The organism is Nonomuraea sp. NPDC048881 (assembly GCF_040649795.1).
GTDB lineage: Bacteria > Actinomycetota > Actinomycetes > Streptosporangiales > Streptosporangiaceae > Nonomuraea.
On sequence record NZ_JBEZGC010000001.1, the window covers coordinates 914,868 to 936,724 of the forward strand.

At 71.7% G+C, this 21,857-nt stretch carries 24 protein-coding genes; 7 read left to right on the forward strand and 17 right to left on the reverse strand.

The window, feature by feature from the left end:
• Window positions 1-78 precede the first annotated feature (78 nt).
• Window positions 79-831, forward strand: coding sequence for an alpha/beta fold hydrolase (locus AB0C33_RS04315; RefSeq protein ID WP_358283479.1), 753 nt, complete (start codon window positions 79-81; stop codon window positions 829-831).
• On the opposite strand, the gene AB0C33_RS04320 is transcribed toward AB0C33_RS04315, so the two are convergent.
• The 3 genes from AB0C33_RS04320 to mce all read right to left on the reverse strand — a co-directional run bounded on the left by AB0C33_RS04320 (window position 791) and on the right by mce (window position 3,957).
• Entirely contained in the window at window positions 791-1,930 is a 1,140-nt protein-coding gene (locus AB0C33_RS04320; protein ID WP_358283481.1) for an AI-2E family transporter, read from the reverse strand. The two genes, AB0C33_RS04315 and AB0C33_RS04320, sit on opposite strands and share 41 nt — an antisense overlap.
• A gap of 123 nt (window positions 1,931-2,053) precedes the next feature.
• Window positions 2,054-3,343, reverse strand: a complete 1,290-nt coding sequence (locus AB0C33_RS04325) for a DivIVA domain-containing protein (RefSeq protein ID WP_352350042.1) — start codon at window positions 3,341-3,343, stop codon at window positions 2,054-2,056.
• A gap of 191 nt (window positions 3,344-3,534) precedes the next feature.
• The gene (gene mce / locus AB0C33_RS04330) at window positions 3,535-3,957 is read right to left on the reverse strand and encodes a methylmalonyl-CoA epimerase (protein ID WP_352350044.1); all 423 of its coding nucleotides are present in this window, start codon (window positions 3,955-3,957) and stop codon (window positions 3,535-3,537) included.
• A gap of 86 nt (window positions 3,958-4,043) precedes the next feature.
• Between mce and AB0C33_RS04335 the strand changes: the two genes are divergently transcribed.
• On the forward strand, window positions 4,044-5,225 hold the full coding sequence (locus tag AB0C33_RS04335; protein ID WP_358283483.1) for an acetyl-CoA C-acetyltransferase: 1,182 nt from the start codon (window positions 4,044-4,046) through the stop codon (window positions 5,223-5,225).
• 80 nt (window positions 5,226-5,305) lie between these two features.
• Here the strand turns inward: AB0C33_RS04335 and AB0C33_RS04340 are convergent, their stop codons facing one another.
• From AB0C33_RS04340 to AB0C33_RS04365, 6 genes are all read right to left on the reverse strand, one after another.
• A complete protein-coding gene (locus AB0C33_RS04340) occupies window positions 5,306-5,590 on the reverse strand; it encodes a hypothetical protein (RefSeq protein WP_358283485.1) in 285 nt (94 codons plus the stop codon).
• On the reverse strand, window positions 5,583-6,185 hold the full coding sequence (locus tag AB0C33_RS04345) for a sigma-70 family RNA polymerase sigma factor (protein WP_358283487.1): 603 nt from the start codon (window positions 6,183-6,185) through the stop codon (window positions 5,583-5,585). The genes AB0C33_RS04340 and AB0C33_RS04345 overlap by 8 nt, the downstream gene beginning before the upstream one ends.
• A 145-nt stretch (window positions 6,186-6,330) precedes the next feature.
• Window positions 6,331-6,789 carry a hypothetical protein gene (locus tag AB0C33_RS04350; RefSeq protein WP_358283488.1) on the reverse strand — a complete coding sequence of 153 codons (459 nt, stop codon included), beginning with the start codon at window positions 6,787-6,789 and terminating at the stop codon, window positions 6,331-6,333.
• 235 nt (window positions 6,790-7,024) lie between these two features.
• Window positions 7,025-7,177, reverse strand: coding sequence for a hypothetical protein (locus AB0C33_RS04355; protein ID WP_352324303.1), 153 nt, complete (start codon window positions 7,175-7,177; stop codon window positions 7,025-7,027).
• Window positions 7,178-7,407: 230 nt separating this feature from the next.
• A complete protein-coding gene (locus tag AB0C33_RS04360) occupies window positions 7,408-8,079 on the reverse strand; it encodes a DUF4230 domain-containing protein (protein WP_358283489.1) in 672 nt (223 codons plus the stop codon).
• Window positions 8,080-8,138: 59 nt separating this feature from the next.
• A complete protein-coding gene (locus AB0C33_RS04365; RefSeq protein WP_358283491.1) occupies window positions 8,139-9,470 on the reverse strand; it encodes a hypothetical protein in 1,332 nt (443 codons plus the stop codon).
• 229 nt (window positions 9,471-9,699) lie between these two features.
• Here AB0C33_RS04365 and AB0C33_RS04370 point away from each other — a divergent pair, with 229 nt between their 5' ends.
• Genes AB0C33_RS04370 through AB0C33_RS04385 form a run of 4 tightly spaced genes read left to right on the forward strand, consistent with a single transcriptional unit; the run spans window position 9,700 to window position 13,278 of the window.
• Window positions 9,700-10,251, forward strand: a complete 552-nt coding sequence (locus tag AB0C33_RS04370) for a MarR family transcriptional regulator (RefSeq protein ID WP_358283492.1) — start codon at window positions 9,700-9,702, stop codon at window positions 10,249-10,251.
• Window positions 10,235-11,173, forward strand: a complete 939-nt coding sequence (locus AB0C33_RS04375; RefSeq protein WP_358283494.1) for a tetratricopeptide repeat protein — start codon at window positions 10,235-10,237, stop codon at window positions 11,171-11,173. The genes AB0C33_RS04370 and AB0C33_RS04375 overlap by 17 nt, the downstream gene beginning before the upstream one ends.
• Before the next feature lie 9 nt (window positions 11,174-11,182).
• Window positions 11,183-11,812, forward strand: a complete 630-nt coding sequence (locus tag AB0C33_RS04380; protein WP_358283496.1) for a cytidylate kinase-like family protein — start codon at window positions 11,183-11,185, stop codon at window positions 11,810-11,812.
• 56 nt (window positions 11,813-11,868) lie between these two features.
• Window positions 11,869-13,278, forward strand: coding sequence for an NAD-dependent malic enzyme (locus tag AB0C33_RS04385; protein WP_352326154.1), 1,410 nt, complete (start codon window positions 11,869-11,871; stop codon window positions 13,276-13,278).
• A 197-nt stretch (window positions 13,279-13,475) separates the two neighbouring features.
• Here AB0C33_RS04385 and AB0C33_RS04390 read toward each other — a convergent pair whose 3' ends face one another.
• From AB0C33_RS04390 to AB0C33_RS04420, 7 genes are all read right to left on the reverse strand, one after another.
• Window positions 13,476-13,958, reverse strand: a complete 483-nt coding sequence (locus tag AB0C33_RS04390) for a hypothetical protein (RefSeq protein WP_358283498.1) — start codon at window positions 13,956-13,958, stop codon at window positions 13,476-13,478.
• 71 nt (window positions 13,959-14,029) lie between these two features.
• On the reverse strand, window positions 14,030-15,082 hold the full coding sequence (locus AB0C33_RS04395) for a glycosyltransferase family 4 protein (protein ID WP_358283499.1): 1,053 nt from the start codon (window positions 15,080-15,082) through the stop codon (window positions 14,030-14,032).
• A gap of 178 nt (window positions 15,083-15,260) precedes the next feature.
• Entirely contained in the window at window positions 15,261-16,823 is a 1,563-nt protein-coding gene (locus AB0C33_RS04400; protein ID WP_358283500.1) for a glycerol-3-phosphate dehydrogenase/oxidase, read from the reverse strand.
• Between the two features lie 14 nt (window positions 16,824-16,837).
• On the reverse strand, window positions 16,838-18,328 hold the full coding sequence (glpK, locus tag AB0C33_RS04405) for a glycerol kinase GlpK (RefSeq protein WP_358283502.1): 1,491 nt from the start codon (window positions 18,326-18,328) through the stop codon (window positions 16,838-16,840).
• Between the two features lie 52 nt (window positions 18,329-18,380).
• The gene (locus AB0C33_RS04410; protein WP_358283504.1) at window positions 18,381-19,133 is read right to left on the reverse strand and encodes an IclR family transcriptional regulator; all 753 of its coding nucleotides are present in this window, start codon (window positions 19,131-19,133) and stop codon (window positions 18,381-18,383) included.
• Window positions 19,134-19,153: 20 nt separating this feature from the next.
• Window positions 19,154-19,753: an MFS transporter gene (locus tag AB0C33_RS04415; protein WP_358283506.1), complete on the reverse strand. Its 600-nt coding sequence runs from the start codon at window positions 19,751-19,753 to the stop codon at window positions 19,154-19,156.
• The gene (locus AB0C33_RS04420; protein ID WP_358283508.1) at window positions 19,696-20,505 is read right to left on the reverse strand and encodes an MFS transporter; all 810 of its coding nucleotides are present in this window, start codon (window positions 20,503-20,505) and stop codon (window positions 19,696-19,698) included. The genes AB0C33_RS04415 and AB0C33_RS04420 overlap by 58 nt, the downstream gene beginning before the upstream one ends.
• A 103-nt stretch (window positions 20,506-20,608) precedes the next feature.
• Between AB0C33_RS04420 and AB0C33_RS04425 the strand changes: the two genes are divergently transcribed.
• Window positions 20,609-21,229: a TetR/AcrR family transcriptional regulator gene (locus AB0C33_RS04425; protein ID WP_358283510.1), complete on the forward strand. Its 621-nt coding sequence runs from the start codon at window positions 20,609-20,611 to the stop codon at window positions 21,227-21,229.
• 45 nt (window positions 21,230-21,274) lie between these two features.
• Here AB0C33_RS04425 and AB0C33_RS04430 read toward each other — a convergent pair whose 3' ends face one another.
• Window positions 21,275-21,799, reverse strand: a complete 525-nt coding sequence (locus tag AB0C33_RS04430; RefSeq protein ID WP_358283512.1) for a hypothetical protein — start codon at window positions 21,797-21,799, stop codon at window positions 21,275-21,277.
• Between the last annotated feature and the right edge of the window lie 58 nt (window positions 21,800-21,857).

Here is a 21,857-nt window from a genome sequence, read left to right on the forward strand (position 1 = left end):
GTGAATGTCTCCGTGAACCCGGCTACCGTGTGGTCCGTGCAGCTCTACACGAGATCGGCCGGGAGCGGACTCCCGGTTGTGCTGCTTCACGCGTTCCCGCTGTCGTCGGCGATGTGGCTGGCCCAGCGCGAAGGGCTGTCGACGGTCTGCCGGGTCATCACCCCCGACCTGCGCGGGTTCGGCGGCTCCAGGCTGGGCGACGACGAGCCCTCCCTCGATCTGATGGCCGACGACGTCGCCCGGCTGCTCGACGACGAGGGCATCGACCGGGCGGTGGTCGGCGGGTTGTCGATGGGCGGCTACGTGACCATGGCGTTCTGCCGCCGGCATCCCGACCGGGTGCTGGGCGTGGTCCTGGCCGACACCAAGGCCGGCACCGACCCGCCCGCCGCCAGGGACAACCGGGAACGCATCGCCCGCGCCGTGCTGGACGAGGGGAGCGAGGTGCTGGTCAGCGAGGTGCTGCCGGCGCTCATCGGGCCCACGACCAAGGAACGCAGGGCCATGGTGTTCGGCCGGGTCAAGGGTCTGGTGCAGTCGGCCCCGCCGGGGGCCGTGGCCTGGGCGCAACGGGCCATGGCCGCGCGTCCCGACTCCTTCGGCACGCTGGGCGAGCTGAAGGTGCCCCTGCTGATCGTCGTGGGGGAGGAGGACGAGCTGTCACCGCCCGCCGACGCCGAGGCCATGGCACGGGCCGCGCCCGAGGGCAGGCTGGAGGTCATCCCCAAGGCCGGTCACCTGAGCGCGGTCGAGCAGCCGGAGGCGTTCAACGCGACGGTGGCCGAGTTCCTCAGGACCGAGCTTGGCGGGGCAGCACGATCTCCCGGATGATCAGCGCGATGGCGGCGGCCACCGGGATCGCCAGCAACGCTCCGACGATGCCGAGCAGGGCGCCGCCGAACAGCGCGGCGATCACCGTCACGGCGGGCGTCACGTCCACCGAGCGCTTCATCACCCTGGGGTAGATGAAGTAGTTCTCGATCTGCTGGTAGACCACGAAGAAGATGGCGCAGGCGATGCCGGCGGGCAGCGACTGCAGCAGCGCGACCCCGGTGACCAGCACCGCGCCGATCGTGGCGCCCACCAGCGGGATCAGGTCGGTCAGGGCCACGACGAGGGCGAGCGCGAGCGCGTACTGCACCCCGGCGATCGACAGGAAGATCCAGGTCAGCACGCCCGCGATGACCGAGATGAGCACGTTGCCCGCGACGTAGCCGCCGATGCCGGTGAGGATCTGCTCGGTGATGGCCGTCGTACGCGGCCGGCGCGAGGCCGGGACGAGCTTGAGCAGGTACTCCTTGATCGTGTGCAGCGAGCCGAGGAAGTACAGCATGAGCACCAGCAGCGTCACGGTGGTGAACACGCCGTTGAGCACCACCAGACCCGCGCCCATGATGCCGCTGGCCAGCGCGGGCCCGAGCGTGCTGGTCACGAACTGGCGCACCTGCGCCAGCACGTGGTACTCGGCCTCGATCTGGCGGACCGTCGGATGGTTGCTCAGGTCGGTGATGTAGCCGGGCACGGCCGCGATGAACTCCGACAACTGCTGGCTGACCGGCGGCACCACGGCCAGGCCGAACAGCGCGAACGCCACGACCACCCCGGTGAACACGATCGAGATCGCCGGCCGCCTGCCCAGGCCGCGCCGCTGCAACGCCTCGACCGCCGGGTTGAGGCCCACGGCCAGGAACATCGCCACGACGATGAGGATGATCGTGCTGAGCGACTTCTCGATCATCTGCGCGAGCGCGATGGCGGTCAGCACGCCCAGCCCGCCCACCAGCCCGAACAGGAACGGCCCGCGGGCGAACGGCTTGCCCGGCAGCCCGTACGGCGCCGGCTCCTCGGCGGGCCCCTGCTCCTCGGCGGGACCGGGCTCCCGGGGCGCCTCGGCCTCCTCGGCGGTCCTGGGCTCGGCTTCTGCGGACACGGGGGGCTCCTAGGGGGACGGGAGGTGTCGGGAAACAGAAAGAGAGCCTAGCGACCCAAGGTCACCAGGCTCTCTCTCCAGCCGTTCGCTGCCCCCGTGTGCGGTCTCCCGTCTAGCCCGCCGTCACTCCTGCCACCACTCCGCGTCGTCCTCGCTCTTGGCCTCGACCTTGGGAGCGGGCGTCGTGGGCGGCGCGACCGGCTCGGCGGCCGGCGCGGCGATGGCCGGCTTGGCCGGGGCCGCGGCGACCGCGGGCTCCGGCTCCAGGCCCGGCAGGGCGGCGCCGCCGAGCAGCTGGCGCAGCTGGGCCAGGTGGCTGGTGATGCTGTCGCGCTGCCTGGTCAGCTCGTCGACCTGACGCTGCATCGTGGTGCGGGTGCGCTCGGCGTCGTTCTTCGCCTCGGTGACGATCGTCTCGGCGCTGGTCTTGGCCTCCGACATGATCGTCTCGGCGCTCTTGCGGGCGTTGGCGACGAGCTGCTTGGCGTGCAGGTCGGCCTCGCGGCGCGTCTGCTCGGCCTGCTGGGTGGCCTTCGTGGCGCGCGACTCGGCCGTGGCGGCCCGCTGCTCGGCCTCGGCGACCATCTTCTGCGTGTTGGCCTGGGCGGTGGCGTGGCGCTCGGCCTCCTGGCGCTCGGCCTCCTCCCGGCGGGAGGCGAGCTGGATCTCGAACTCCGCCTCGTCCTGGGCCCGCTTGGCCTCCGACTCCTCCAGCACCCGCTGAGCCTGCGCGCGCATCTCGTCGGCCTGCCGCTTGGCGGTGGTCAGCACCTCGTCGCGCTCGCGCTTGGTCGAGGCGCGCAGCTGCGCCACCTCGCGCTCGGTGGTGGTGCGCAGCTTGGCGATCTCGCGCTCGGCGTCGGCCCGCTTCTCGGCCACCTCGTGGTCGGCGGTGGCCCGCAGCTTGGCGGCCTCGCGCTCGGTGGTGTTGGTCAGCTCGTCGGCCTCGCGGCGGGCGGTGGAGCGGATCTCCTCGGCGTCCCGCTCGGCGGTGGAGCGCATGTCGTCGCTCTCCCGCGTGGCCTGGGCCCGCTTCTCGGCCGCCTCGGCCTCGGCGGCGGCCCGCAGGTCGGCGGCCTCGACCTTGGCGGCGGCCTTGATCTCGTTGGCCTCGGTCCGGGCGGCCTGCACGAGCTCGGTGGCCTGCTCCTCGGCCAGGCGCAGCAACTGCTCGATGCGGGCGCCGAGACCGGAGTACGTCGGACGCTCCTGCTCCTGCAGCTGGCGCTGGGAGTCGGACAGATCGCGCTGCAGGTTGGTGACCTGCTCCCTGGACTGGCGTAGCTCCAGGTCGAGCTGCTTGAGGTGGTCGTGCACCTGGTGCCGGTCGTAGCCCCTGAGCACGACGTCGAACTCGCGTGCCGGGGCGTCCTCGAAGAAGTTGTTGAGCTGGGCGTCGATGTCGGACTGCATGGAGGCTCGATCCTGGGTTGTCGAGACGGCTACACGGGCCGGACGGGGGGTTCGGGGCAGCCGAGCCAGGAGCCTGTGCCTCGCGGCAGGCTCCCTGTCCGGTGGGAAGCCAGCGTACTCCGCTGGTGCCACCTTCGGGCCCCGTCCAGCTTTCTGCGTGACTAGTTACTTATGTACGAAATTTCCGTTTGCTAGCGCGAGGCCGCTTGGACCAACTCGGTGAGCATTCCTCCCACATCTTTGGGGTGCAGGAACGCGATCTGCGACCCCATCGAACCGTGCCGCGGACGTTCGTCCAGCACCCTCACGCCCTTCTCGTTGATCTTAGTCATGGCCTCGGCGACGTCGGAAACCCCAAATGCCACATGGTGGACACCTTCGCCCCGTTTGGCGAGGAATTTCCCCACGGGCGAGTCGTCGGAAAGCGGTTCCAGCAGCTGGATGTAGGAGCCCCCGCCCTCGCCGTCGGCGATGTGCAGCATCGCCTCCTTGACGCCCTGCGCCTCGTTGACCTCGCGGGCCACGACGGTCAGCTCGAACGTCTCCGAGAAGAACGCGATCTTCTCCTCCAGGTCGTGGCAGGCGATCCCGATGTGGTCGATGCGCATGAACATTGTGTGGCCTACCTCCATAGCGGGCGAGCTCCTACTCGTGGGTATGGTGTCAAAGAACCCCTCGTGAGCACAGGAGGCCGCCGCCAATGTCCAGTTCCGTCATCGTCGCCGGAGCTCGTACCCCCATCGGCAAGTTGCTCGGCGCCCTGTCCGGGCTGTCCGGCGTGGAGCTGGGTGGCATCGCCATCAAGGCCGCCCTGGAACGTGCCGGAGTGGCCCCCGAGGCCGTCGAGTACGTGATCATGGGTCAGGTGCTCCAGGCGGGCGCGGGCCAGATCCCCTCCCGCCAGGCCGCCGTCAAGGCCGGCATCCCGATGACCGTGCCCTCGCTGACCGTCAACAAGGTCTGCCTGTCGGGCCTCGACGCCATCGCCCTGGCCGACCAGCTCATCCGCGCCGGCGAGTTCGACATCGTGGTCGCGGGCGGCATGGAGTCCATGACCAACGCCCCCCACCTGCTGCCGGGGCTGCGCAAGGGCGTCAAGTACGGCGGCTCCGAGGTGGTCGACTCCATGGCCCACGACGGCCTGTTCTGCGCCTTCGACCAGTGCGCGATGGGCGAGTCGACCGAACGGCACAACGCCCGGCTCGGCATCGCCCGCGACGAGCAGGACGCCCTGTCGGCCCGCTCCCACCAGCTCGCCGCCGCCGCCACCAAGAACGGCGTCTTCGAGGAGGAGATCGTCCCGGTCGAGATCCCGCAGCGCCGCGGCGAGCCGGTGATCGTCCGCGAGGACGAGGGCATCCGCGGCGACACCACCGCCGAGACGCTGGCCAAGCTGCGCCCGGCCTTCGCCGCCGACGGCACCATCACGGCCGGGTCGGCCTCGCAGATCTCCGACGGCGCCTGCGCCGTGGTGGTCATGTCGAAGGCCAAGGCCGAGGAGCTCGGGCTGCCGTGGCTGGCGGAGATCGGCCGGCACGGCAACGTCGCCGGGCCCGACGCGTCCCTGCAGTCGCAGCCGGCCAACGCCATCAAGCACGCGCTGTCCAAGCAGGGGCTGACCGCCGACGACCTCGACCTGATCGAGATCAACGAGGCGTTCGCGAGCGTGGTCCTGCAGTCGGCCAAGGAGCTCGGCGTGCCGCTGGACAAGGTGAACGTCAACGGCGGCGGCATCGCGCTCGGGCACCCGATCGGGGCCTCGGGGGCGCGGATCGTGCTGACGCTGGCGTACGAGCTGAAGCGGCGGGGCGGCGGCCTCGGGGCGGCCGGCCTGTGCGGCGGCGGCGGGCAGGGCGACGCGCTGATCATCCGCGTGCCCTGACCCGTCCAGGCCCACCCGGTCGCTGTCGTCGGGTGGGCCTGTCTCCTGCCCCCTGTGGGCGGTCGCCGGTCAGGGCGCGGTCAATGAGCCGCGCCCTTGCCCGTGTGCCGCCCGCCCGCCGGGACCAGCTCGCACACGCCGTCGGTGCACTGGCGCTGCATGCGTCCCATCGAGACGAGCTGCACCAGCGCCATCACCCAGCACGCCGGGCACCCGCGCAGGGCGATCGCGCCGGGGACGGCGAGCACCAGGCTGACCGGCCCGGTCCACGGGATCAGCGCGATCGAGGCGATCAGCGCGCCGAAGCCCAGCGCGCCGCGGGCCAGGTGGCGGGGCAGTGACGTCCCCGCGGTGGGCTCAGTCATGGAGGGCTCCTTGGGACAGCAGGCCGTGCACGGTCGCACGGGCGCGGTGCAGGCGGGACTTCATCGCCGGGACGCTCAGCCCGAGGGCGTCGGCGACCATGCGGCCGCTAAGTCCCTGGACGTCCCGCATGATGAGCACCCGCCGCTGGTCGGCGGGGAGTGCCGCGATGGCCTCGGCCACCCGCGCGGCCTCCAGCCGTTCGAACATCTCCTCCTCGGCCGACTGCGCGGCGGCCGAGGAGGGCGCGGGCGGTTCAGGACGCAGCATCAGGCGGGCCCGCCTGATGCACTCGTTGCGGATGATCCGGAACATCCACGAGGCCAGCGCTCCGGACGCGCGCAGGGTGCCGATCTTGCGGTACAGGACGATCAGCGCCTCCTGGGCGGCGTCCTCGGCGTCCTCCGGCGTGGCGCACAGCGTGTGGGCGAAGCGCCGCACGTGCGGGTGGGCGCCCGACACCAGCGCGGCGATCGAGTCGGCGTCGCCGGCCCGGGCCGCGTTGATCAGCTGCTCGTCCGACCAGGCGCGCCCGCCGCCGGCCGGCGCCGGGGCGCCGGGCGCGGCGGCCGTGCCGAGGCGCTGCGGGTCAGCCACGTTCCTTGCTCCTTCGCCGCAGTACGACGACGCACGTGCAGATCAGTACGGCCGCAGCGCCGGCCGCGATGGCGATCACCATGATGGTCTCCCATTGTCTCGTTCCGTTGTACGGACATGAGAGGCGCCGACCCCCGAAAAGGATTCAGGAGGCGCGGGTGAAGTCGGCCGTCCAGTTGGTCTCCCAGGTCGTCCCGCCGTCGGGGGAGAAGCGCTGCTCCCATCGGCACGACTCGGCGGTGATGTCCGACCAGACGTAGGCGACCTTGATCGGCCTGCCGTCGTACACGTCGTCGCAGGTGAACAGGCCGACTCCGGTGTCGTCGAAGCGGCCCACGACGGGCGGCAGGGACATGCCGGTGGCGCTGCCGGCCCAGTAGAGCGACCAGGTGCCGGCCGCCTTGTCGTACAGGCGCAGGGTCACCCCGGCCGAGCCCTCGCTGGGGAAGGTGACCTCGTCGATGTTGCCCGCGCCGTCCAGGACGCTCCAGCACCTGGTGCGGCCGGTGAACTCGTACCATTCGTCGCTGCCGGCCAGCGCCTTGCGCAGCCGCCGCTGCCGTGAGGTCCAGGTGCCGACGAAGAAGTCGAAGCTGTTGTCCATGCCCGGACGGTATGCGCCGATCCCTGACATCTTCCGTCAGTGTCCTGCCCACGCCGTACGAGCCCCCGCGACGTACGGCGTGAACGCGCGAAACCCCGGTCCGACCAGGAACGGGACCGGGGTGTCGCTGACGCTGCGCTCGGGCCGGCCAGGAATCCGGCGCCGGACGCGCCCCCCTAAGGGGGCATCTCAGCCCGGCCGCGAGGGAGGTTGCGGCCGGGCTGCTTGTGGACGGTCATGAAGCCAGGAACTTGGCGAAGACCGAGCGGTGGCGACGCTCGGAACGCTGTCCCTTCAGCGCTTCCCGTACGCGCCGCTGCTCGGCGGCGGCCCGACGGAGTTCGGCGGCGTGGTGCTGCATGACGGAGTACTCGAGTTCGGCGTTCATCCGATGCTCCTGCTGTTCGTGTTTCCTTGTTCCCTGCACTCTTAAGACTCCTCCTAAGGCCCCTCCCGCCACATCGGGCGGATGTCCTATCTGCCAGGGTTCGGGCAGGTAGGGAGGTACTTAGGCGGACACGCCCATGGACTAAGGACGCCTCGGCATACCTAGGCGGGAACGCGGACGGACCGCCCCACCCGAGGTGGAGCGGCCCGCGGGCAGGGTAAGGAGGCGCGTCAGGGCTCGTCGGTGAACTTCACGGTCACCTTGGCGAACCCGAGCGACTTGAGCATGCCGGTGAGCATCGCTCTGGTGTTGGCGTCGGCCCGCGCCCGCAGGTCGCTGGCCACGGCCGCCTCGGTGATCTTCTTCTCCGCCAGCAGGTAGAGCTCGCGCTGGTCGCCCGGGGAGCCCGACAGGAAGTCCTGGACGCGGTCGAGCAGGCCGCGCTGCTGGGCGAACACGTACGAGCGGCTGTTGTCCAGGTTGGGCTTCTCCAGCTGGGCGCGCGGGAGGCGGACGGTGGCCTCGGTGCGCTCCTTGTTCACGGTCACCGCGCCCGCCCCCATGGCCGAGAAGTCGACGTAGGCGTCGACGCCGCCCGCGCCCACGAACAGCGTGCGGGTGCCCTTGACCGCGTCGGGCAGGAAGTTGGCGTCCTTCTCCAGGTCGACGACGACCTGGAAGGTGCCCGTGGCCGCCTCGAACCGGCTGAGGTCCTTGATGGACTGCAGCAGCACCGGCTGGCTGCGGTCGACGGTCTGCTCTCCGAACGGGTTGAGCCAGGTCCAGGCCAGCCGGCCGCCCACCACGAGCAGGACCGCCAGGACGAGGAACCCGGCCGCGTATCGCCACCTGCGCCGCCGCCGGGGAGCCAGGTCCGGCGACGTCGTCTGGGAAGTCGTCATGGGGCATGACTACCCGCTCGGCGATCATCATTGCCAGCCGCGGGGTGACATCTTCGTCCTCAGCCGGTGGTGCCCGCCGTGCCGGGGTCGGGATAGACCGGGTAGACGTGGCTGCTCTCGGGCGTGGCGCCGGTGGGGGGCGTGATGACGGCGGTGGGGGCCGGACCGCCGCCGAAGTGCGTGCTGGACAGGCGGCACGCCTGGAAGTCGCTGTAGAACATGCGCAGCCACTCCCTGCGCTGGTGCTCGTCGAGACCGGAGAACCAGGACGCGGCGTACTGGTGCTCGGGCAGCGGGCCGCCGGGCAGCGGCTCGCCGCGCAGCCAGGCCATCACGATCTCCCGGTAGCCGTCGGCCGGCGTGCCGGGGCAGCGGGCGGCCAGCGCGTCGATGTACTCGTAGGCCGCCTCCTCGGCGAACCCCGCCGACAGGTCGGGCACGTGGATCGGCGCCAGGCCGTTGGAGGGCTTCAGCGGCTCGTCCAGCGGCCGCTGCTCCACCCGTGTGAACGCGGCCGGCGTGCCGGCCAGGCGCGAGGCGATCTGCGTGAACACCGCGCCCAGCTCGGTCTGCCCGGCCCGCATCCCGGGGTGCAGGCAGACCGTGATCGGCCACTCCTGGCAGGCGTAGGCGATGTCCTCGGCCGCGGCCGGCTTGGGGTGGGCCAGCATCCGCGACACGCCCATGCCCGCCGCCAGCACGGCCAGCAGCGCGCACGCCAGCACCAGGGCCTGCCTGGTCACCAGCGCCGCCCAGCCGAGCAGCAGCGCGCAGGTGATGCCGAGCAGCCAGATCGTCTGGTCGAAGAACGGCGCCCCGCCCAGCCCCTGGAACAGGTCGTACGGCTCGCCCGTGCCCGGCACCAGCCGGTCGGCCAGCCCTCGGTCGTCGGCCAGCCAGGAGAAGGCGACGTAGCAGGCCAGCCCCGTGATCGGCGGTGTGAGCGCCTTGGGCACGACCCAGCCGGCCACCCACCCGATCACCGCGTAGAGCGCCAGGCCCGCCATGCCCATGCCCAGGCCGGACAGGCTGAGCCGCCCCGCCTGGTCGGTGAGCACGGTCTTGACCGCCAGCACCAGCACCGTCGCGCCGAACGAGCCCAGCACCACCACCACGATCGCCAGCGGCGCCTTAAGCGCCCGCCACGTCGTGAGCGACCGCCCGCGCAGGGCGCGCCGCTTGCGCAACGCCACCCACGCGGCGAACGCGGCCGCCACCGGCCCGGTCATCCGCAGCGAGCCGATGACCGCGGCCAGGATGTTCTCCCACGCGTCGACGCCGGGTATCAGGACGTTCCACGCCGCGACCAGGCCGAGAGCGAGCAGCACCGCCACTGTCACGGCCGCGCTGTGCTTCAGCTCCTCGCGTGTAACGCCCGAGTGCTCACGCACCCTGTATCCCGTTGATGTTCACCAAGCACCCCCCGTGCCCTCGGCAAAGCGGAAGAATGCCAGCCCAGACCCGTCCCCACGGCAGATGGACTTGGCTTCCGCGTCACCTTACGTGAGAGAACCATAACGGAGCGTGATGATTGACGGTCGGATTCTTGGTCAAGCGGTGAAGCCTGTCGCTCCAGGTAGCCCGACGAAACCGGGACGAGAGGCACGCTACCGTAGCGCTGTGTCCCAGCCGAAGCCGCTCAATCTGCCGTTCGATCCCATCGACCGCGCCGCGGAGAGCTGGCGTGCCCGCTTCGGGCCTTCCTCCGCGATGGCCGCGGTCACCTCGATCATGAGAGCGCAGCAGATCCTGCTGTCGCAGCTCGACTCGCTGCTGAAACCCCACGACCTCACCTTCGCCCGCTACGAGGCCCTGGTCCTGCTGACCTTCAGCCACACCGGCTCGCTGCCGCTGTGGAAGATCGGCGAACGGCTCATGGTCCACCCCACCAGCGTCACGAACACGGTGGACAGGCTGGAGAAGTCCGGGTTCGTCTGCCGCCTGCCCAATCCCCGAGACGGACGCGGCGTGTTGGCCGAGATCACCGGCAAGGGCAGGGAGGTCGTGCGCCGGGCCACCGACGACCTGATGGCCGCCGAGTTCGGCCTCACGATGTACGCCGAGGACGAACTCCGCCAGATCTTCGACCAGCTCCGCACGCTGAGGGTGGCGGCGGGTGACTTCGCGGGCCCGTCCATGCGGCAAGATGAGGAGCATGGCGGACTTCTCTAGGCCCGGGTCGCTCTACGGAGCTGTGGACCTGGGCGCGCGCAAACAGGCACTGGAGGCCCAGGCCCGGCGGGAGGCCGCCGGTCCCCAGGGGGCCACCTCGGCCTCGGTCGTCGACGTGACCGAGGAGACGTTCACGACGGACGTCATCGACCGGTCGATGACCGTGCCGGTGGTGCTCGACCTGTGGTCGCCGAGGGCGCCCGGCAGCGCCCAGCTCAGCCCGGTGCTGGAGAAGGTGATCGGCGACCTGGGCGGCCGGGCCGTGCTGGCCAAGGTCAACGTCGACGCCAGCCCCCAGATCGCGCAGGCGCTGCGGGTGCAGGCCGTGCCGACCGTGCTGGCCATCTTCCAGGGGCAGGCCGTCACCGGCTTCCAGCAGGTGCTGCCCGAGCAGGAGGTGCGCCGCTGGCTCGACGAGCTGATGGGCGCGGTCGAGCAGTTCTACCAGGCCAACCCCGACGCCCGGCCGCCGGCGGCCGAGGAGGGGCCGCAGGAGCCCGCCGGGCCGCCCGCCGACCCCGACCTGGTGGCGGCCGAGCAGGCCATCGACGCGGGCGACCTCGACGCGGCCGAGGCGGCCTACCAGCGCCTGCTGGCCCGCGTCCCGGGCGACGAGGACGCCAAGATGGGCCTGGCGGGCGTCGGCCTGATCAAGCGCACCTCCGCGGCCGACCCGGCCGACGTGCAGCGGCGCCTCCAGGACCCGTCCGACATCGACGCGCAGCTGCTGGCCGCCGACCTGGAGATGCTCTCCGGCGCGGTCGACGAGGCATTCGAGCGTGTGGTGGCCGTGGTCAAGCGCACGTCGGGCGACGACCGCGACCGGGCCAGAAAGCACTTGCTCGGACTTTTCGACGCGTTGCCGTCAGACGACCCATCTTTGGCGAAAGCGCGTAGAGCATTGGCGAGCGCCCTGTTCTAACCTGGGGGTATGCGGGTCGTCACGATCTCCGCGGCCTACGGCACGGCCGGCGGCCACATCGGCCCGGCCGTCGCCGAACGGCTCGGCGTGCCCTTCGTCGACCGTGCAATCCCCAGCGCCGTGGCCAAGGAGCTCGGCTGCACGCTGGAGGAGGCGCTGGCCCACGACGACCGCGCCGAGCACGGCCTGGGCAGGCTGCTGTCGGGCGCCATCCGGCTGCCCACGGTCACCTTCGGCGGCGTGGACATGTACGTGCCCGGCGCGATGCCGCTGCCGCCCGAGGAGTTCGTCCGGCGCACCGAGCGCATGATGAAGGAGATGGCCCTGGCCCAGGGAGGCGTCTTCCTGGGCCGCGCCGGCGCCCTGGTGCTGGCCGACCATCCCGGCGCCCTCCACGTCAGGCTCGACGCGCCGCTGAAGCGCCGGGTCCGCCAGACGGCCACGCTGAGCGGCACGAGCGAGCGGGAGGCGCGGGCCGTCGTCGAGGACAACGACCGGGCCAGGACGGCCTACGTCCGCCACTTCTACCGGGCGGATCCGGGTGATCCGTGCCACTATCACCTTGTGCTCGACAGCACGACGATTCCCGTCCCCGCGTGTGTCGATCTCATCGTCACCGCAGCGACGGCACTGGGTTGACCTGATGCCCCCTATCCTTGGATGACTTCTTGGTCAGTCCCGAAGGAGCGATTGACGTGGCGACCGTCCCGAGTGTGTCGTACTCCATAACCGTGCGTCTCGAGGTGCCCGCAGGCGGCAAGGCCGTGAGCCAGCTCACCCACGCCGTAGAGTCGGCCGGAGGCGTGGTGACCGCCCTCGACGTCACCAACGCGGGCCACGAGAAGCTCCGCATCGACGTCACCTGCGCCGCGCGTGACACCGACCACGCGCAGGCCATCGTCGACCAGCTGGAGGCGGTCGAGGGCGTCGTCATCCACAAGGTCTCCGACCGCACGTTCCTCATGCACCTCGGCGGCAAGATCGAGATGAAGTCGAAGGTGCCGCTGCGCAACCGCGACGAGCTGTCCATGGCCTACACCCCGGGCGTGGCGCGCGTGTCGATGGCCATCGCCAGGAACAAGGAGGACGCGCGGCGCCTGACGATCAAGCGCAACTCGGTGGCCGTGGTCACCGACGGGTCGGCGGTGCTGGGCCTGGGCAACATCGGGCCGGAGGCCGCGCTGCCGGTCATGGAGGGCAAGGCGGCCCTGTTCAAGCGGTTCGCGGGCATCGACGCCTGGCCGATCTGCCTCGACACCCAGGACGTCGACGAGATCGTCCGCACGGTGCAGCTGATCGCGCCCGGGTTCGGCGGCATCAACCTGGAGGACATCGGCGCGCCGCGCTGCTTCGAGGTCGAGCGCCGGCTGCGCGAGCTGCTGGACATCCCGGTCTTCCACGACGACCAGCACGGCACGGCGATCTGCGTGCTGGCGGCGCTGACCAACGCGCTGCGCGTGGTGAACAAGTCCATCGAGAACGTCAGGATCACGATGGCCGGCGCCGGCGCGGCCGGGAACGCGGTGCTGCGGCTGCTGCTGGCCGCCGGCGCCCGCAACGTGGTGGTCTGCGACTACCTGGGCGCCGTGCACAAGGGCCGCGACGACCTCGACGACTCGCTGCGCTGGATCGCCGAGCACACCAACGCCGACGGCTACGCGGGCGACCTGCGCGGCGCGGTCAAGGACGCCGACGTGTTCGTGGGCGTGTCCGCGCCCGGCATCCTGACCGGCGACGACATCGCGACGATGGCCAAGGACTCCGTGGTCTTCGCGCTGGCCAACCCCGAGCCCGAGGTCTCGCCCGACGACGCGCGCGAGCACGCCGCCGTGGTGGCGACCGGCCGCTCCGACTACCCCAACCAGATCAACAACGTGCTGGCCTTCCCGGGCGTGTTCCGCGGCCTGCTCGACGCGCAGGCCGGCGGGGTGACGCAGGAGATGCTGCTGGCCGCGGCGGGCGCGCTGGCGGCCGTGGTGACCCCGGAGGAGCTGGGCCCCAACTACATCGTGCCGAGCGTCTTCCACCCCGACGTGGCGACGGCGGTGGCCGCCGCGGTCCGCGAGAGCGCCGGCGGCCGGGCAAGAGGCTTCACCGAGGCGTGACGCGCAGGGGCCGACCCGGCAGGCTCGGCCCCGCACCCGGACGGCCCACAGAGCGAGCCGTCACGGCGGCGCGCCGGTGAAGGGTCAGCGGGCGTGACATGGAGGGCCACCAGCCGGAGTACGGCGGGTGGCTCGACCACGCGAAGCCGTGAAGACGGAAAAGCGTGCAAGGGCCGTGAAGACGGAAAAGCTCCCGCCTACCGGGTGACGGCGGGGATGAGGCGGTAGCTTTCCTGGAAGACGAGGTTGTGGGCGTCGGCGGCGGCGATGGCGCGCAGGGTGGTGAGCTGGCCCGCCGCGTCCGAGTGGTCGAAGACGTTCAGCGGCCAGTCGCCGACCGTGTTGCCGCGCAGGTGCGGGTGGTGGAAATCGGCGCCGTAGTGGGCCACGAGCGCGATCGGCAGGATGTCCTTGTCGCGCTGCTCCGGCCACGTGAGCGACCACATGGCGTTGAGCCCGCCCTCCTGAGACCTGGTGAGCCCGCTGGCCACCACCTGCCCCGTGCCGAGGAGCAGGTCGGCGTTGAACTCGTCCAGCGTCGCCCGCGCCACCGGGTCGAGCAGCTCGACCGCCGTGGCGAACAGGCGTTCCTTGTCCTCCCGCGCGGTGACGCCGCCGTGGACGCCGTCACGCAGGTCGGTGAAATGCCTGATCAGAGCCTCGTTCATGGCAGTGCGCATGCCTACCCCCTTCCCCCGGGACGGGGGCGACACCCCGTGCGGCGGCGATCCGCCGCACGGGGACGCGCGGGTCAGGCGGCGAACGGCGCCGGACGCCGGTCGCGGATGCTCAGCTCGTAGATCTTCTCGTAGCCCATGGCCATGCCGAGCGCGTCGAAGTTGCGCTTGACGTGCATGCGGCAGTCGGCCGGGTTCAGGCCGCCCGCGGCCTCGACCGCCTCGGCCAGGTCGGCGGGGTCGTCGCAGACGTAACCGGTGATGCCGTCGACGAGGACCTCGCCCACGGCGCCGCCCCGCAGCGCGACCACCGGGGTGCCGCTCGCCATGGCCTCGATCATGACCATGCCGAACGCCTCCTCCCGGCGGCTGGGGAAGAGCAGGCAGTGGGCGTCGGCCAGCAGCTCGCGCTTGCGCGCTCCGTCGGCCTCGCCGACGTAGACGGCGTCGTCGCCGAGCCGGGGGCGGATGTGGCGGTCGAAGTACTCGTGCTCGGACGGCTCGTTCAACCGGCCGGCGAGCACGATGCGCCGGCCGGCCCGCCGGGCGGCGTCGATGGCCAGGTGGGCGCCCTTGCCGGGGCTGAACCGGCCGAGGAAGAGCGCGTAGTCCTCCTTGCGCTCGCGGAAGGGGAAGCTCTTCAGGTCCACGCCGTTGTGCACGGTGCCCAGCCAGTTGAGGTCGGGGGCCTGCATACGCTGGAACGTCGAGGTGGACACCAGGCCGACGGAGTCGCCGAGCCGGCGGTAGCGCTCGGCCTGCTCGCCCGAGGCCGGGCCGTGCACGGTCGTCACCGTCGGGATCCGGGGGTTCAGGGCGGTCACCGAGCCGGCCGGGGAGTGGTCGTGGACGACGTCCACGTCCAGGTCCGCCGGCCGGACGTCGGGGACCGCCGCCCTAGGGGCGGGTTCGTCGAGCGGGTGGGAAGGCGGCTCGGTGTAGGCGGCCAGGACGTGCGGGGACGTGCCCGACCGGCCCGCGCCGATCAGGGTGACCTGGTGGCCCAGTCTGAGCAGGGACCGCGCGAGGTCGTCCATCATGACCTTGACACCGCCGTACGAGCGGGGCGGGTTCTCGAACCGCGGGGGAGCCACCATCGCGATGTGCAGCCGGGACTTGGCGGACATGACGTCACCTCCGTAGGGGCGGCAGAAGAGGGTTCGGCCGGTAGGCGGCCCGCCGCCTCGTCGGGAGGCGGCGGATGCGCCATCTCGGATTCCCCGTACCGGCCGCTTCGAACCTGTGAACTGCGGTGACGTTCGTCGCAGCCGCGGCGGCGGGGCGCCGCCGCCGCCCGGGTGACGGTCAGGCGAGGAGCTGCTCGATGCGGGTGCGGACGTCGGGCGTGTCGAGGCCGCGCACGGTGAGCGTGGTACGGCGGCGAACGACGTCGTCGACGGTGGCCGCCCACTCGTGGTCGCGGGCGTAGACGGCCTGGGCCCAGATGTCGGGCCCGTCGGGGTGGATGCGCTCGCCGAGCGAGGGGTCGTCGCGGATGAGCCGGGCCACGTCGAAGGCGATCGTGCCGTAGTGGGTGGCCAGGTTGCGGGCGACCAGCGGGTCCATGCGGGCGCCCGGCTCGCGTTCGGTCCACAGGCGCATGGCGACGGCGTCCGGGCTGGCCAGGCCCGGCAGCGGCACGGCGGGCAGGATGTCGGCCAGGTCGTCGCCGAGCGGCCGGCCCGGCAGGCGGGAGAGGGTCTCCAGGACGTGCCTGCCGATGTGCCGGTAGGTGGTCCACTTGCCGCCCGCGACCGACAACATGCCGCCCGCGCCCCTGGTCACCACGGTCTCCCGCTTGGCGGCCGACACCTGCCCGGGGCCGCCGGGCAGCACGCGCAGCCCGGCGAAGGCGTAGGTGATGTCCTCACGGCGGAGCTGGCAGTCGCGTACGGCGTGACCGGCCTCGTCGAGGATCTGGGCGATGTCGGCGTCGGTGGCGCGCACGTCGGCCGGGTCGCCCTCGTAGGCCTCGTCGGTGGTGCCGAGCAGCAGGTGGTCCTCCCACGGGATGGCGAAGGAGACCCGGTACTTGTCGATCGGCGTGGTGAGCGCGGCCTTCCACGGGTCGTGGCGGCGCATGACCAGGTGGGCGCCCTTGGAGAGCCTGATGCTCGGCGCCGCGTGCGGGTCCTCCATCCGGCGCAGGTGGTCCACCCACGGGCCGGTGGCGTTGAGGACGAGCCGGGCGTCCACCCCGAACTCGGTGCCGTCGAGGCGGTCGCGCAGCTCGGCCCCGGTCACGTTGCCGGTCGCGTTGCCGCCCGACTTGCGCAGTCCGACGACCTCGGCGTGGTTGAGCACGACCGCCCCCGCGTCGACGGCCGCGCGCACGGTCATGACGGCGACGCGGCTGTCGTTCATCTGGTGGTCGCCGTAGACGGCGGCGGCGCGCAGACCTTCGCTGCGCAGCGCGGGGACGCGGGTCATGGCCTGGTGCGGCGTGATGACCTTGCCCATGCCGTCGCCGAACACCGACAGCGCGGAGTACAGGAAGACGCCGGCGCCGAGCTTGGCCGCGCCGTGCGGGCCGCCCTTGTAGATCGGCACCAGGAAGCTGAGCGGTTTGACCAGGTGGGGCGCGATGTCGGCGGCCAGGGCACGGCGTTCGCGGTGGTTCTCGGCGACCAGCTTGACGTTGCCGGTCTGCAGGTAGCGCAGGCCGCCGTGGACCAGCTTGGACGACGCGCTGGAGGTGGCCCCGGCGAAGTCGCCCGCCTCGACCATCGCCACCCGCAGCCCGGCCTGCGCGGCCATCCAGGTGACGGAGGTGCCGAGGATGCCGCCGCCGATCACCAGCAGGTCGTACGTGGCGCGGGAGAGCTCGTGCCGGATCTCGGCCCGGTCGGCGCCGATGGCGATGTTCATGACGTGCTCCAGTCCTACTGTTCGACCCAGTCGAGGGTGCGGGCCACGGCCTTCTTCCAATTGCGGTACTCCCGCGCGCGGACCTGTTCGTCGATCTCCGGCCGCCACTCCGACGCCTTGTGCCAGTTGGCGCGCAGGCTGTCGAGGTCGGGCCAGTAGCCGGTGGCCAGGCCGGCGGCGTACGCGGCGCCGAGCGCGGTGGTCTCGGCGACCATCGGCCTGATCACGGGAACGGCCAGCACGTCGGCCAGCGTCTGCATGAGCAGGTTGTCGGCCGTCATGCCGCCGTCGGCGCGCAGCGTGGTCAGGTCGAGGCCGGAGTCGGCGTTCATTGCGTCGACGACCTCGCGGGTCTGCCAGGCGGTGGCCTCCAGGACGGCCCGCGCGATGTGCCCCTTGGTGACGAACCCGGTCAGCCCGGCGATCACGCCGCGCGCGTCGGAGCGCCAGTGGGGCGCGAACAGCCCCGAGAAGGCCGGGACGAAGTAGCAGCCGCCGTTGTCGTCGACGGTCTTGGCCAGCGTCTCGATCTCGGCGGCGCTGGAGATCAGGCCCAGGTTGTCGCGCAGCCACTGCACCAGCGAGCCGGTGACGGCGATCGCGCCCTCCAGCGCGTACGTGGCCGGGCCGTCGCCGATCTGGTAGCCGACGGTGGTCAGCAGGCCGTGCCGGGAGACGACGGGGTCCTGGCCGGTGTTCATCAGCAGGAAGCTGCCCGAGCCGTAGGTGCTCTTGGTCTCGCCGGGCTCGAAGCAGGTCTGGCCGAACAGCGCCGCCTGCTGGTCGCCGAGCGCGGAGGCCACCGGCACGCCGGCCGCGGTGTGGCCGTAGACCTCGGCGGACGGGCGGATCTCCGGCAGCATCGCGCGCGGCACGCCGAGGGCGGTGAGCAGGTCGTCGTCCCAGCTCAGCGTGTGGATGTTCATCAGCATCGTGCGGCTGGCGTTGGTCACGTCGGTCAGGTGGCGGCCGGTCAGGTTCCACAGCAGCCAGCTGTCCATCGTGCCGAACAGCACGTCGCCGCGCTCGGCCCGCTCGTGCAGCCCGTACGCGTCGAGCAGCCAGCGGATCTTGGGCCCGGAGAAGTACGTGGTCAGCGGCAGGCCGGCCTTCTCCTTGAACAGCCCCTCGTGCTCGGCGAGCGCGCGGGTGAGCGCGTCGGTCCTGGTGTCCTGCCACACGATCGCGGGGCAGACGGGACGCCCGGTCTCCCGGTCCCACAGGACGGTGGTCTCGCGCTGGTTGGTGATGCCCAGCGCGGCGATGTCGAGCCCCTCGGTGGCCTCGGCCATGACGGTCCGGACCGACTGCCAGATCTCCTCGGCGTCGTGCTCGACCCAGCCCGGCTTGGGGAAGATCTGGCGGTGCTCGCGCTGGGCGACGGTGACGATGTTGCCGGCCTGGTCGAAGACGATGCACCGGCTGGACGTGGTGCCCTGGTCGATGGCTGCGATGTAGTGCGGTCGAGGCACGAGGTTCCTCGCTTGGGAGTCGGGGTTCGACATTGTCGAACGATGTGAGCGATGTTACGTGTTTGCCCCGGTGTTGTTCAACCGGTCATCTGGCCAGATCGCGGGTGATCGCGCGGGCGGCGTCGCGGACGTAGGAGACGTACTCCATGGTCAGGGCGCCGTCGGAGGTCAGCCGTTCGACCGCGCCGCGGATGCCGATGGCGCCCACCACGAGGCCGCGCGGGTCCTTGATCGGGGCGGCGATGGCGACCTCGCCCTCGGTGAGCTCCTCCATCTCGGCCGCCCACCCCCTGGCCCGGACCTGCTCCAGGTCCTCCTCCAGCTTGGCGGCGTCGACCAGCGTCCGGTCGGTGTACGCCGGCAGCGGCGGGGCCGCGAGCGACTCCCCGTACGGGTCGTAGGCGAGCAGCACCTTGCCGAGCGCGCTGGCGTGCGTCGGCAGGTAGGTGCCGACCTGGAGGGTCTGCATGCTGTCGTCCGGGCGGAACACGTGGTGGATCACCAGCACGTGCCCCTCGTGCAGGGTGCCGATCCAGGCGCTCTCCCTGCTCCGCCCGGCCAGGGCGTCGGCCCAGTTGATCGAGCGGGTGCGCAGCTCGTTGACGTCGAGGTAGCTGCTGCCCAGGTGGAGCAGGGTGGCCCCGAGCCGGTACTTGCCGGTCGCGGTGTCCTGCTCGACGAAGCCGACGCGGACCAGCGTGCGCAGGATGCCGTGGAGCGTGCCCTTGGGCAGGCCCAGCGCCCTGGCCAGCTCCGCCACGCCGAGCTGGCGGGGGCCGGATGCGAGCAGCCGCAGGATCGCGGCCGCCCGTTCCACCGATTGAATCGTCTCTCCCACGGCGGCCACCCTAGCGCAGATCAGTTCGACATTGCCGAACGCTTGCGGGAAATCAGTGCTCCGCCGACCGTGAGTGCGGCGTTGACGAGCACCGCCACGATCACCCCCTGGAGCACGGTGCCCATCGCGGCCGTGGCCACGGCGCTCATGACCGGGATGCCCATGGTGATGCCGACCTGCTGCGTCATCGTCGCCAGGCCGGTGGCCAGACCCTGCTCGGAGTCCGGCAGACCGGACGTGGCCGTCACCATGAACCCGACGATCGCCACCATGTTCCCGATCCCGCCCGCGAACGTGGCCGCCAGCAGCAGCCAGATCCATCCGGGACCGGTGCCCAGCAGCGCCAGCGACGCCGTCGCGACGGCCTGGAGCCCGAACCCGGCCGCCAGCGCCCGCCCCCTGCCGAGCCGGCCGAGGACCCGGGGCGCGAGCACGCCGCCGAGCACGGTGCCGAGCCCCAGCACCCCGAACGCCAGCCCGGTCGCCAGGGCCGAGTAGCCGAGCACCTTCTGCAGGTAGAGGGTCATCAGGAAGACGAGGGACGTCTCCGTGGCGAAGGCGATCAGCCCGGCCAGGTTGCCCCAGGTGACGTTGGGCCGGGCCAGGATCGAGACGGGCACCAGGGCGCGGCGGCCCGGCGCTCGACGTACCAGAAGGCGACGAGCAGGGCGGCGCCGGCGGCGAGCGCGCCCAGGCCGAGGAGGTCGGCGAAGCCGTGCTCGCCGGCCCTGGTCAGGCCGAAGACCAGCGCGAGCAGGCCGGCGGTCACGCTCACCGCGCCGGGCAGGTCCATCCCGGGCCGCTCGGCGGGACGGCTCTCCTTCAGCACCACGGGCGCGGCGACGACCACGGCCAGCGCGACGGGCACGTTGACGAAGAACGCCCACCGCCAGCTCAGCAACTCGGTCAGCAGCCCGCCCAGGATCGCGCCCGAGGTGAACCCGGCCGACATCAGCGCGCCGTTCAGGCCGAGCGCCCTGGCCCGCAGCGGCCCCTCGGGGAACGACGTGGTCAGCAGCGCGAGCCCGGCGGGCGTGACGACGGCCGTGGCCAGGCCCTGGGCGACCCGGGCGACCAGCAGCATGCCGGGTGAGACGGCCAGGCCGCCGGCCAGCGAGGAGACCCCCAGCAGCACCATGCCCGCCAGGAACAGCCGGCGCCGCCCGAACAGGTCGGCGATCCTGCCGAAGAGCAACGTGAACCCGGCGGCGGCCAACGCGAACGCCGTGGCCACCCACTGGAGGTCGGACAGCGCGAAGCCGAGACCTGAACCGATCACCGGCAGCGCCACGTTCAGAATGGAGAAGTCCACGGCGAGCATGAACTGGGACCCCAGCAGGAGCACCAGAACCAGCCGCTGCGCGGACGTCATGCGATCGGATCGGGGCCGATCGGCGAGCACGGTCATGCCATCCCCCTAATGGGACGCGAGTTCCGTTAAGATGCGGCACGACGATAGCACGAAAGGGGCATTAATGGAACAAGAGTCCCGTTTGGCGGGGACTGTGCGGCCAGGGGGCCGCACCGCGCGCGTGCGCGCGGCCGTGCTGGAGGCCACTCAGGACGAGCTGGTCGAGCACGGTTTCCATGGGCTGACCATGGACCAGGTGGCGGCCAGGGCCGGCGTGGGCAAGACCACGGTCTACCGGCGCTGGGGCAGCAGGGCCGGGCTGGTGACGGACCTGATGACCGAGCTGGCCGAGCAGTCGTCACCGCACGCCGACACGGGATCCATCGAGGGCGACCTGCTGGCCAACGCCGGGGCCGTCGTGGGCGCGGTCACCGACCACCGGCTCGGGGCCACGTTCCAGGCGGTGATCGCGGCGGGCACCTCCGACGCGCAGGCCGTCCAGGCGTTGCGCGCGTTCTATCTGCGGCGCATCGAGGAGTGGGCGAAGGTCGTCGACCTCGCGGTGAAACGGGGTGAGCTGCCCGAGGGCACCGACGGCATGGAGGTGATCCGGGCGATCTCCGCGCCGCTCTACTACCGCCTGCTGGTCACCAAGGAGCCGGTGGACCTGGAGGTCGCCCGGGACGCGGCGCTGCGCACGCTGGCCGCGGCGCGGGCGGGCGCGTTCGTCCCGCGGGACGCCTGACGCGGCACGACGGGGCCTCTCGCGCGGGCGGGGGCACGGGCGGGGTCACAGGGGGCCGTCGGGGACCGAACGGGGCCAGACGGAGCCGTACCACCACATGATCCCGCCCATCACCACGAGCCCGGCCGCCGTCGCCAGCTTGCCCCACAGGTCGGACGGCGGCCCGGTGTACGGCAGGCGGCCGTGCCTGCGCTCCCGCCCCCAGGCGCAGTCGTTGCGCACCCGGGTGGAGTCGAGCAGCGTGTCGGGATGGGTGTCGGTGACCGAGAACGCCTCGATCTCGCGGGTGGTGCCCCGGTCGATCCGGACCGTCCTGACCACCTGCTTGCGGGCCGGGATCGAGCCGGTCGCCACGCTCCGCGCGTCCACCCGCAGGTCGAACCGGGCGAGCTGGGGGGTCTGGTTGCGCAGCGTGACCCGTACGGACCCCGAACCGCACGCGATCCGGTCGGTCGTCATCGTGAACGGATCACCCCGGTCGGGCAGCGGCCACGCCTGCGCGGACGACGGGAGCAGCACGGCCGCGCCCACGGGAAGGGCGGCCAGGACGAGGCGTGTACCGATGCGCATGTGCTCCTCCCGAGCCCCGCAAGCGTGATCTTTGCCACAGATCGTGCCCATAAGCGCA